At 73.9% G+C, this 10,294-nt stretch carries 10 protein-coding genes; 4 read left to right on the forward strand and 6 right to left on the reverse strand.

Annotation, left to right across the window (positions count from 1 at the left end; translation table 11 throughout):
- Positions 1–56: 56 nt before the first annotated feature.
- Both ABZ714_RS28360 and ABZ714_RS28365 read right to left on the reverse strand, forming a co-directional pair.
- A complete protein-coding gene (locus tag ABZ714_RS28360) occupies positions 57–860 on the reverse strand; it encodes a helix-turn-helix transcriptional regulator (protein ID WP_358828192.1) in 804 nt (267 codons plus the stop codon).
- A 127-nt stretch (positions 861–987) separates the two neighbouring features.
- Positions 988–1,614, reverse strand: coding sequence for a hypothetical protein (locus ABZ714_RS28365; RefSeq protein WP_358828193.1), 627 nt, complete (start codon positions 1,612–1,614; stop codon positions 988–990).
- Between the two features lie 592 nt (positions 1,615–2,206).
- On the opposite strand from ABZ714_RS28365, the gene ABZ714_RS28370 reads away from it, so the two are divergent.
- Positions 2,207–3,802 carry an ATP-dependent DNA ligase gene (locus ABZ714_RS28370; RefSeq protein WP_358828194.1) on the forward strand — a complete coding sequence of 532 codons (1,596 nt, stop codon included), beginning with the start codon at positions 2,207–2,209 and terminating at the stop codon, positions 3,800–3,802.
- 102 nt (positions 3,803–3,904) lie between these two features.
- Here the strand turns inward: ABZ714_RS28370 and ABZ714_RS28375 are convergent, their stop codons facing one another.
- On the reverse strand, positions 3,905–4,783 hold the full coding sequence (locus ABZ714_RS28375) for an NmrA family NAD(P)-binding protein (protein WP_358828195.1): 879 nt from the start codon (positions 4,781–4,783) through the stop codon (positions 3,905–3,907).
- Between the two features lie 102 nt (positions 4,784–4,885).
- Here ABZ714_RS28375 and ABZ714_RS28380 point away from each other — a divergent pair, with 102 nt between their 5' ends.
- Both ABZ714_RS28380 and ABZ714_RS28385 read left to right on the forward strand, forming a co-directional pair.
- Positions 4,886–5,902, forward strand: coding sequence for an AraC family transcriptional regulator (locus ABZ714_RS28380; RefSeq protein WP_358828196.1), 1,017 nt, complete (start codon positions 4,886–4,888; stop codon positions 5,900–5,902).
- A 104-nt stretch (positions 5,903–6,006) separates the two neighbouring features.
- On the forward strand, positions 6,007–6,912 hold the full coding sequence (locus tag ABZ714_RS28385; protein ID WP_358828197.1) for a class I SAM-dependent methyltransferase: 906 nt from the start codon (positions 6,007–6,009) through the stop codon (positions 6,910–6,912).
- Positions 6,913–7,181: 269 nt separating this feature from the next.
- Here ABZ714_RS28385 and ABZ714_RS28390 read toward each other — a convergent pair whose 3' ends face one another.
- The 3 genes from ABZ714_RS28390 to ABZ714_RS28400 form a co-directional block, all read right to left on the reverse strand.
- Positions 7,182–7,634 (reverse strand): RICIN domain-containing protein, encoded by a 453-nt coding sequence (locus ABZ714_RS28390; protein WP_358828198.1) that lies wholly within the window; start codon positions 7,632–7,634, stop codon positions 7,182–7,184.
- Between the two features lie 89 nt (positions 7,635–7,723).
- Positions 7,724–8,551, reverse strand: a complete 828-nt coding sequence (locus ABZ714_RS28395) for an aldo/keto reductase (protein ID WP_358828199.1) — start codon at positions 8,549–8,551, stop codon at positions 7,724–7,726.
- Positions 8,552–8,802: 251 nt separating this feature from the next.
- Positions 8,803–9,852 carry an LLM class flavin-dependent oxidoreductase gene (locus tag ABZ714_RS28400; RefSeq protein ID WP_358828200.1) on the reverse strand — a complete coding sequence of 350 codons (1,050 nt, stop codon included), beginning with the start codon at positions 9,850–9,852 and terminating at the stop codon, positions 8,803–8,805.
- Positions 9,853–10,034: 182 nt separating this feature from the next.
- On the opposite strand from ABZ714_RS28400, the gene ABZ714_RS28405 reads away from it, so the two are divergent.
- Positions 10,035–10,193 (forward strand): endonuclease/exonuclease/phosphatase family protein, encoded by a 159-nt coding sequence (locus ABZ714_RS28405; protein WP_358828201.1) that lies wholly within the window; start codon positions 10,035–10,037, stop codon positions 10,191–10,193.
- Positions 10,194–10,294 lie beyond the last annotated feature (101 nt).

The raw sequence follows: 10,294 nt of genomic DNA on the forward strand, positions 1-10,294 counted from the left end.
CACTCCTTCGTGAGCGGCGCGGGACCCGCCGGTTCTCTGCCGCCCGAAGACGGGCGTCAGGCGAAGGAGCGGAGATAGGCGACCGTCTCCGGGTCGGCCGGGAGGAACGTCTCGATGGCCAGCTCCGAGACCGTCACGTCCATCGGGGTGTTGAACGTGGAGATGGACGAGATCAGCGACAGCACCCGCCCGTCGTGCTCCAGCACCATCGGCAGCGCCAGGAAGGGGTACGCCGACGGCTCGTCGCCCTCGGAGCCCGCGGCGTCCTCCGGCAGCGGATAGGCCGACACCTCCTCGTACAGCTCCCGCAGGGCGTCCGAACGGACCAGGGCGAGCTGGCGGTCCATCTGGTGGAGCAGGTGGTGCCGCCACTCCCGCAGATTGCGGATCCGCGGCGCCAGCCCCTCCGGGTGGAGCGTGACGCGCATCCCGTTCAGCGGCGGCGCCAGCAGATGCGGCGCGACGCCCTCCAGCAGCCGGGTCATGCCGAGGTTGGCCGCCACCACGTTGTACAGCCCGTCCACGACGACCGCCGGATAGGGGTCGTAGCCGTGCAGCAACTGCCGCAGCCCCTCCAGCAGCGCCTCCATCGACGGATCGTCGAGCGGCGTCTCGGGGAAGCGGGGCGCGTAACCGCCCGCGAGGAGCAGCGCGTTCCGCTCGCGTACGGGGACGTCGAGCTGGTCCGCGAGCCGGAGGATCATCTCCTCACTGGGGCGGGACCGTCCGGTCTCGATAAAGCTGATATGGCGGGACGACGAGTCGGCGCGCAGGGCCAGATCGAGCTGGCTGACGCCGCGACGCTCCCGCCAGCCGCGCAGCAGGGGGCCGACGCCCGGGGCGGTCACCAGAGTTGTCATACCCCAGAAGGTAATACGACGGACGGGTGATGCGCGCCGGGGATTCCGTCGCAGGTCCGCCCGGGCCCGGGGGTGTCCGTACGGATCGGCCCGTGTTCGTACGGGGCGGCGCGGGGCGGACCCGGGGTCAGCCGGTCCGGTGCTTTCCCAGGGACGTCTCGATCCGCCGGGCCAGCGCGCTGCGCGGCGCGGACCTGCGCGGGCCGTCCAGCCAGCCGCGCAGATGGGCGCCGAGTTCCAGTCCGAAGGTCTCGGCCTCGGTCTCCTGCCGCTGCCGGAAGTCGGTCCTGGCGGCCAGGCTCTGGACGGCGGTGGTCATCCCCTCGGGACGGCCGGCCGGGGACCCGTGGCCGGCCGTGCGGCCGGACCCGGGGCCCCGCTGCGACGGCACCGCCCCGGCCGGGGCTCCGGAGCCCCCGTCGGGCCGGGTGTCGCGGCCGTCGGCCGGGCGCCCGCCGTGGCCCGCCATCATGTGCCAGACCTCGTGACCGAAGATCACCAACTGGTGGGAGGGGTGGGTGTTCGACTGGACGCAGATGACATCACGGTCGGTCATATCGAGGTAGAGCCCGCTGGCCGTCCCCGGCGGGAACTCCACCAGACGCAGCACCACCGGCCGCCCCCGCCGCTCGCTCAGCCGGTCGCAGAGGGCCGCGAACACCTGCTGGTGGCCCTCGGGCCGGGCCAGTTCGAGCGCGCTCCGCAGATCGTCGCGCAGCTCGCGCATCGCACTCCGGGTGCTCTTGCCGCCCACTCGGCTCCTTCCTGCCCGGTGACCGCCGCCGAACGCGGCCGTCCGTCGTGGAGTCCGCCGCGGCCCGTAGCCGCGGGTTCGCGACCACACGGTACCCACGGTTTCGCACACACGTACCCGATCCCCCCGGGGTTCCGAGTTTTTTGGACAAGGTTCTTGCACAATCTCCAGCTCGTTTCCCGGCGGTCCACCCCCGCGCCACCTGCCGTTTCCGCCACCGTCACCCCATCGCCGCCCGGCCACGGCCCGGCCCCGGCCAGGTCCGGGGCGTGTCCCGTAGAGCCCCCGCCCGGTCAGCGACGCCCGGCCCGCGCACTCTCCCCCGTGGCCCTTCGGGCAGGGGAAGGGGCCGCCGGGCCCGACGTCGTCGGGATTTCCCGAGTGTCCGGTACGAGGGAACCCCTGACTCCGCCGGGCCTCACCGCCCTTGCGAATGGCCCGCACCGGCCCCGCCTTCCGGGCGGACGGCGCTGTTGAGAGGGCGTGGCCCGGCCGGGAGACCTTCCCGCCCGGCGCCGCCCGCGGGCCCCGTTCCGCCGGTGGGTCCGGCGCCGAGGGTGCGGCCCGGGCCCGGCCGGGGCACCATGGCCGCATGCTGCTGGCACGGCTCGCCGAGGTGTCCCGCGCGGTGGCCGACGCCTCCGCCAGATCCCGTAAGACCGAACTGCTCGCCGGACTCCTCACGGACACCGCGCCCGACGAGGCAGCCCCGGTGATCGCCTATCTCTCCGGACGGCTGCCCCAGGGCCGGATCGGGATCGGCTGGAGCGCTCTGAAGGACCCCCCGCCGCCCGCCGCCGCGCCGACTCTCACGGTCGCCGCCGCCGATGCCGCGCTGACCCGGCTCGCCGCGATCACCGGGCCCGGCTCCCGGGCCGCCCGGGCCCGCGCGCTGAACGGGCTGCTGGCCGCCGCGACCGCCCCCGAGCAGGAGTTCCTGACCCGGCTGCTGCTGGGGGAGGTACGACAGGGCGCGCTCGACGCCGTCGCCCTGGAGGCGGTCGCGAGGGCCGCCGGGGCCGCGCCCGGAGCGGTACGCCGGGCCGTGATGCTGGACGGTTCGCCGACCCGGGTCGCCGCCGCGCTGCTCGCCGAAGGGCCCGCCGCCCTCGGCCGGTTCCGGCTCCGGGTCGGCCGCCCCGTACTGCCGATGCTGGCGCACACCGCGGCCTCCGTCACCGAGGCGATCACGACCCTGGGCACCGCCTGTGTGGTCGAGGAGAAGCTTGACGGAATCCGGGTCCAGGTACACCGGGACGGGCGTACCGTACGCGTCTTCACCCGGTCGCTGGACGAGATCACGGACCGGCTGCCGGAGGTGGTGGCGGCGGCGCTCGGCGCGTCCGGGGACCGGTTCGCCGTCGACGGCGAGGTGATCGCCCTGGATCCGGCGGGCCGCCCGGTGCCGTTCCAGCGGATCGCCGCCCGGGTCGGCTCACGGGCCGATGTCGCGGCCGCCCGGGCCGCCCTGCCCCTCACCCCGGTCTTCTTCGACGTACTCGCCGCCGACGGCGAGGAGACCCTCGATCTGCCGGGATCCGAGCGCCGTACCGTACTGGCCGGGCTCTTCCCGGAGTCGGCCCGGGTCCGGGGGCTGGCCGTCGCCGACCCCGCCGACCCCGGCGAACGGTCGGCCGCCGAGGACTTCCTCACCGACACCCTGGCCCGCGGCCACGAGGGAGTCCTGGTCAAAGCGGCCGACGCGCCCTACGTCGCGGGCCGCCGGGGCCGGTCCTGGCTCAAGGTGAAACCCGTCCACACCCTCGATCTGGTGGTACTCGCCGCCGAATGGGGCCACGGCCGCAGGACCGGGCTGCTCTCCAACCTCCATCTCGGCGCGCGGGCCCCCGACGGCTCCTTCGTGATGCTCGGGAAGACCTTCAAGGGCCTCACGGACGAGACGCTGCGCGAGCAGACCCGCCGGCTGGGCGAGCTGGCCGTATCCGACGACGGATTCACCGTACGGGTACGGCCCGAGCTGGTCGTGGAGATCGCGTACGACGGAGTCCAGCGGTCGACCCGCTACCCGGCGGGCGTCACCCTCCGATTCGCCCGGGTCGTCCGCTACCGCCCCGACAAGCGGGCGGCCGAAGCCGACCCCGTGGAACGGGTCCTCGACGCCCTCGGACCGGAGGGGCGGCCGGAGCCCCCCGACGGCTTGAACGGACCGGCAGGGCCGGACGGCTGACGCGGCGGCGGTACGCGCCCGGGCGCCCCCGCCGGATCTCCGCGCCCCGCCCGCCCGCGACCGCGGGCCCAGCCGCCATCCGCCGCCCGGCATCCCCGTCCGTCAGTTCCCGCCGCCCCACTCCCGGTCGGCGAACTCGGTGAAGTCGCGCGGCTCCCGGCCGAGCACCTCCCGCACCCCGTCCGTCGTGCTCGCGTTGTGCCCGTCCAGCAGCGTCACGAACAGTTCGGCCACCCAGGCCGCGTCCTCGTCCGGATACCCGGCCTGCCGGAGCGCCGCCGCGTACGCCTCGCCCGGTACCGCGACATAGGCGATCTCGCGCCCCGAGGCCCGGGAGATCTCCGCCGCCACCTCCGCGAAGGTGAGCAGCCGGGGCCCGGTGACCTCGTACGTCCGCCCGGTGTGTCCGTCCTCGGTGAGCGCCGTGACCAGGACGTCCGCGAGATCGTCGGCGTCGATGAACGGCTCCGCCGTCTCCCCGGCCGGGAAGACGATCTCGCCCCGGTCCAGGCCCTCGGCCATCGGCCCCTCACTGAAGTTCTGGGCGAAGAACGCCGCCCGCACCACGGTCAGCGGTACGCCCGCCTGCCGCAGGGCCTCCTCCGACGCCACCGCCTCCGGCTCGCCCCGGCCCGAGAGCAGTACCAGCCGCCGCACCCCGGCGTCGGCCGCCGCCCGGCCGAAGGCCCGCAGTGCCTCGGACGCGCCGGGCGCCGCCAGGTCCGGGAAGTAGTTCACATACGCGAGATCGGCGTCCTTGAGGGCCGGGGCCCAGGTCGCGGGGTCCGTCCAGTCGAAGACGGTCTCCCCGGTCCGGGATCCGGCCCGGACGGTGTGGCCCGCCGCCGACAGCCGCTCCGCCACCCGGCGGCCGGTCTTGCCCGTCGCCGCCGTCACCAGGACCGTGGTCCCCGCGCCGGTGTTCCCCGTGCCGTTGTCCCGCTGGGCGTGCCGCTCGGTGTGCTGGATGTTCTGTGTCATGCCCCAAGCCTCCCGGCCCGGGGCGCCGGAGGACATGCGCGGGCGGCTCAACCCCATACGCGTCCGGCTCAGCCGCCGGGCCGCTGCCTCTACGCTGAGGTCATGGACGTACTCGCCGGACTGCTGGACGGGCCCAGGGCCCGGGGCGCCTTCCTGCTGCGGATGGTGATGGAACCGCCGTGGTCGGTCCGGGTCGAGGACCGGGCGCCGCTGTCGCTGCTGTGCCCGACGGACGGCGAGGCGTGGATCGTGCCCGACGGGGGCGAGCCCGTGCTGGTACGCCCCGGCGATGTGGCGATCCTCCGGGGCCCGGACCCGTATACGGTCGCCGACCACCCCGACACCCCGCCCGGCGCGCTGGTCGGTCCGGGCGGCGCCTGCCGTTCGCCGTGGGGCGAACCGCTCCACGAGACCCTGGCGATGGGCGTACGGACCTGGGGCAACGCCCCCGACGGCCGGGACGTCGTACAGATCGGGACGTACCCCCTGGAAGGCGAGGTCGGCGGACGGCTGCTGGCCGCCCTCCCGCCGCTGGTCCATCTGCGGGCGGGCGAATGGGCCTGTCCGCTGCTGCCGGTCCTGGAGGACGAGATCGCCAGGGACGAGCCGGGGCAGAGTGTGATGCTGGACCGGATGCTCGATCTGCTGCTGGTGGTGGCGCTGCGGGCCTGGTTCTCCCGGCCGGAGGCCCGTGCGCCCGGCTGGTACCGGGCCATGGCCGACCCCGTCACCGGCCGCGCCCTGCGGCTGATCCAGGACGATCCGGCCCGTCCGTGGACGGTGGCATCGCTCGCCGAGAAGAGCGGGGTGTCCCGCGCGGGCCTCACCCGGCGCTTCCACGAGCTGGTCGGGGAGCCCCCGATGGCCCATCTCACCCGCCGAAGGCTCGATCTCGCGGCCGAGCTGCTGCGGCAGTCGGACGCCACCGTCGACACGATCGCCCGGAAGGTCGGCTACAGCGGCTCCTTCGCCCTGAGCGCAGCCTTCAAACGGGTCCGCGGCGTCAGCCCCCAGGAGTACCGCACCGGCGGCGCCCCGGCCGCCGCGGGAGCCGTCCTCGGCCGGCCGGCCGCCGGATCCGCCCCCGGCCGACCCGTGTCCCGGGCCGTTTCCGGCTGAGCCGATCTGAACTGAACTGAGCTGAGCTGACCCGGTCTGAGCCAGGGTTTGCCGAATCGGCAACAAAGTTCGCCGGAACGGCCACAGCGGTCCACCCTGTCAGCATGAGCCGAAACGATCACCACGGCCCGGGCCACGGCCAGGGACACGGACACCACCACGACAGCACCGACATCGACTGGAATGTGATGGCACCCCTGCTGGAGCAGGGCGCCGAGCTGAACGGGCCCCTCTACCGGGAGGCCACCGGCTGGCTGGCCGGACAGATCCCGGCGGGCGCGGTCCGCCGGGTACTGGACGTCGGCAGCGGACCCGGCGTACTGACCGCGCTGCTCGCCGAGGTCTTCCCGTACGCCGAGGTCGTCGCCGTCGACGCCACCCCCGAACTGCTGGACCGGGCCGCCGAGCGGGCCGTCCGATCGGGCTACTCCGACCGCTTCCGCGCCGTACACGCCGAACTCCCCGGCGACCTCGCCGCCCTGGGCACGGCCGACGTGGTCTGGGCGGGCGACTCCCTGCACCACATCGGCGACCAGCGGGCGGCCGTCGCCGGACTGGCCGGACTGCTGCGGACCGGCGGACTGCTGGCCGTCGTCGAGGGCGGTCTGACGGCCCGCCATCTGCCCCGGGACATCGGCATCGGACGGCCCGGACTGGAAGCCAGGCTCGAAGGCGCGCACAGTCTCTGGTTCGCCGAGATGCGGGACGCCCTGCCCGGCGCGAAGGACGAGCCGGAGGACTGGCGGGAGATGCTGGCGGGTGCCGGGCTGACCGGCGGCGGCACCAAGTCCTTCCTGCTGGACCTGCCCGCGCCGCTGCCGGAGGCGGCCCGGGAGCATGTGGCGCTGGCCCTGTCCCGGCGGCGCGAGTCGGCCGATCGATGGCTGGACGAGGACGACCTCAAGGTGATCGACCGGCTGCTGGACCCGGACGATCCGCAGGGCCTCGCGACCCGGCCGGACGTCTTCCTGCTGGCGGCCCGGACCGTGCACACGGCCCGCCGGGGCTGAGCCCGCCCGCCGCGGGCTACGCCGGGTATCCGCGTCGCGCCCGGCGTGTGTCCCCGGCCTCGGCCGCTCCCGGGCGCCGCCCCGCTACCCGGGGTGCGCCCGGCGGCCGGCCCTTGTTCGCGGTCCGCACCCCGGTGGCGGGCTGTTCGCGCAGTTCCGCCCCTATGCCTTCGGCCATGGGGGACCCCCAGCGCCACCTGGGTGGCTCTCCCGACCGTCCTCGCGGAGGGACGGGTCCCCGTTCGGGGCCGCGGGCCACCGGACTCGGGTCAGCGGGGTTCGAGCCGCCACTGCTGGTGCGGACCGTCGGTGTCCTCCCACTGCTGGATCCGCGCCCCGGCCTCCGTACTGCCGTCGGCGACCTCCAGCAGCAGTCCGCTGACAAAGCTGACCACGGCATACGTCCCCGGCGTCTCCACCAGGGACTCGATGATCCACTCCTGGGCGCCGAAGTTGTTCGGCCGCCACTGCTGGATCCGGGCCCCGTTCTCGGTGGAGGCGTCGGCGACGTCCAGCCGCTTGCCGCTGGCCGTGTTGACGAAGTGGTGGAGACCGCTGCCGTTGGGCACCGGCTCGATCAGCCACTGCTGTACCGGCTCCCCGGTCTCCACCGCCTGCTGGACGACGGCCCCGCTGCCCCTGGAGCCGCCGTACACCTCCAGGACAAGACCACTGCCGACATTGCGCACCAGATGGCGGCCCGGTGTGAAAGCCCCGCTCAACGTCCCGTACCCCTCGTTCGTGATGTGATCACCGATCGTACGAGACGCCCGGCGCGCCGAACCGCCCGAGCCCGGAGGGAGTTGTCCCTTCAGCCGAATTCCGCCGGGTCCGGGCCCAGCCGCCGCCCCTCGTCCAGCGCCGCGAAGGCCGCGAGGTCGTCGTCGTCCAGCTCGAAGCCGAAGATGTCGATGTTCTCCCGGATCCGGGACGGGGTCACCGACTTGGGAATGGCGACATGCCCCGACTGGAGGTGCCAGCGCAGCACCACCTGGGCCGGGGTGCGGTCGTGCTTGCGCGCCACCGCGGCCACCGCCGGGACCGTCAGCAGGCCCTTGCCCTGGCCCAGCGGGGACCATGCCTCGGTCACCACACCGAGCCGCCGGTGCGCGGCGCGCGACTCGGCCTGCTGGAGCTGCGGATGCAGCTCGATCTGGTTGACCGCCGGGACCACCGACGTCTCGTCGGCCAGCCGGTCCAGATGCGCGGGCAGGAAATTCGACACCCCGATCGCCCGGGCCCGGCCCTCGGAGAGGATCTTCTCCAGAGCGCGCCAGGTGTCCACATAGGTGTCACGCCGGGGGACCGGCCAGTGGATCAGATACAGATCCACGTAGTCGGTGCCGAGCCGGGCGAGGGACGCGTCGAAGGCGCGGAGCGCGCTGTCGTAGCCGTGGTCGTTGTTCCAGAGCTTGGTGGTGAGGAACAGCTCCTCACGGGGTACGCCGGAGGCGGCGACGGCCTGCCCGGTGCCGGTCTCGTTCTCGTACGCCGCCGCCGTGTCGATACTGCGGTAGCCGGCCTCGACGGCCGTCGTCACCGCCCGTACCGCCTCCTCGTCGGAGACCTGCCAGACACCGAAGCCCAGTCTCGGCATCTCGACACCGTTGTTCAGGGTGATGGTGGGGATCTTGCTCACGGGGGACGAACCCTTCTCTGCTGGGACGGCGCCGGGACGACGGGCGGACGACGGGGCGGATGCCGGGACCGCCGCCGGGGCGTCCGGCGGCGGGGCGTGGATCTTCCTGCCTTCATGGAACGGGACGGGCCCCCGGTCGGCACTCCGGCCCGCCTCCGATCAGCCCCGACCCTCCCACGGATACGACCCCGGCCCGGCGCCGGGGTCGCCCTCCCGGGCCGGGCCGGTACGCGCCCCGCCGCTGCCGCCGGTCAGGTGAACGCGGGCATGATCCGGTCGTGGATCAGCCGGAGCTGCTCCCGCGCCCCGGGCACCTCGGGCAGATCCCGGTCCGCGAACGCCTTCACCAGCGTCCGGTCCGTCACACCGCAGACCACATGGTTCACCCCGGCCACCGCGATCTCGTCCCGGATCTTCGCCACGCACTCCTCCGGCGTCCCCGACACCGACAGCCGCTCGGTCACCTCCGGCGACGTCAGCTCGATACCCCGGGCCAGGTCCCCGGCCCGGATCGCGTCCACCACCGGCTTCAGCTCCGCCGGATCCACCCCGTTGCGCCGCAGCTGCTCGTCCGACATCGCCGAGGCGTAGATCCCGACCATGCTGCGGGCCGCCTCGCGGGCCGCGGCCGAGTCCTCCGCCGTGGCGAAGACCACCCAGGCGCCGATGTCCAGGGACGTCACGTCCTTGCCCGCCCGTTCGGCGCCGATCCGCAGATGGTCGACCATGTAGGCATACGCCTCACGGGTATAGCTCAGCGCGTGGTGGCAGCCGTCGGAGAACTCCCCGGCGACCTCGAAGGTACGCGGCCCCTTCATCCCGCCCAGCTTCAGCGGCACCCGCTCCTGCACCGGCCGGGCGAAGGTGAACAGCCCGTCGTAGGAGTAGAACTCGCCCTCGAAGGTGATCGTCCCCTCGTCCAGCAGGGTCCGCACCACCTGGAGCGCCTCCTTGGTCCGCGACAGCGGCCGCAGCCGGGCGGGGTCGATCCGGTACTGCTCCAGCAGCCCGGTGTTCCCGCTGGACAGCACCGCCTCGGCCCGGCCGCCCGACAGTTCGTCCAGCGTCGCCAGCGCCTGCGCCACATGGGTCGGTTCCCGCAGCAGCATGGGCGAGACACTGGGGCCCAGCCGGATCGAACGGGTCCGGCCCGCCGCCGCCGCGAACAGGATCCACAGGTCCTTGTGCCAGGTCTCGTCCGCCGCGTAGCAGGCGTGGAACCCCAGCTCGTCGGCGAGTTCGATGGTCTCCAGGGCGTCCGACAGAGCGTGGTCGGGCAGCAACGCGTAGCTGAATTTCATGCGGGCATTCTGGGAGCGGCGTTACGGCCCCGCTACCGGCATCGGCGCTTTCCGGCCGGTTTTCGTCGTTCCTCCCGCCCCACCCGTTTCCTCAGTCTCAGTGGCCGCGGCGATCCGGGGCAGGGGGGCGGGGACAGGGGCGGCCGGGCGGGTCCGGCAGACTGGCGGCCGTGGTGAGAATCGTGACGTGGAACGTGTGGTGGCGCTTCGAGGACCCGAAACGGCGCCGGGAGGCCGTACTCGCCGTACTGCGGGAGCTGAAGCCCGATGTGGTGGCCCTCCAGGAGGCGTGGTCCGACGGCGGTGACGACTGCCTGGCCCGCGGGCTAGGGCGTGTCTGACGGATCTTGCCGGGCTCGCGTGCCCTGGCACCGCGCCTCGCCGCGTTGTCGTCGGTCGCCTACGGCCCCCTGCGCCTGGCGGCGCGGGTGGGGGCACCTCC

Source organism: Streptomyces sp. NPDC006798 (assembly GCF_040635975.1).
Classification (GTDB): domain Bacteria; phylum Actinomycetota; class Actinomycetes; order Streptomycetales; family Streptomycetaceae; genus Streptomyces.

Excerpts from the sequence above, each read along its gene's own strand:
- ABZ714_RS28360 (WP_358828192.1), bottom strand. The coding sequence starts at position 860 with ATGACAACTCTGGTGACCGCCCCGGGCGTCGGCCCCCTGCTGCGCGGC.
- ABZ714_RS28370 (WP_358828194.1), top strand. The coding sequence starts at position 2,207 with ATGCTGCTGGCACGGCTCGCCGAGGTGTCCCGCGCGGTGGCCGACGCC.
- ABZ714_RS28375 (WP_358828195.1), bottom strand. The coding sequence starts at position 4,783 with ATGACACAGAACATCCAGCACACCGAGCGGCACGCCCAGCGGGACAAC.
- ABZ714_RS28380 (WP_358828196.1), top strand. The coding sequence starts at position 4,886 with ATGGACGTACTCGCCGGACTGCTGGACGGGCCCAGGGCCCGGGGCGCC.
- ABZ714_RS28385 (WP_358828197.1), top strand. The coding sequence starts at position 6,007 with ATGAGCCGAAACGATCACCACGGCCCGGGCCACGGCCAGGGACACGGA.
- ABZ714_RS28400 (WP_358828200.1), bottom strand. The coding sequence starts at position 9,852 with ATGAAATTCAGCTACGCGTTGCTGCCCGACCACGCTCTGTCGGACGCC.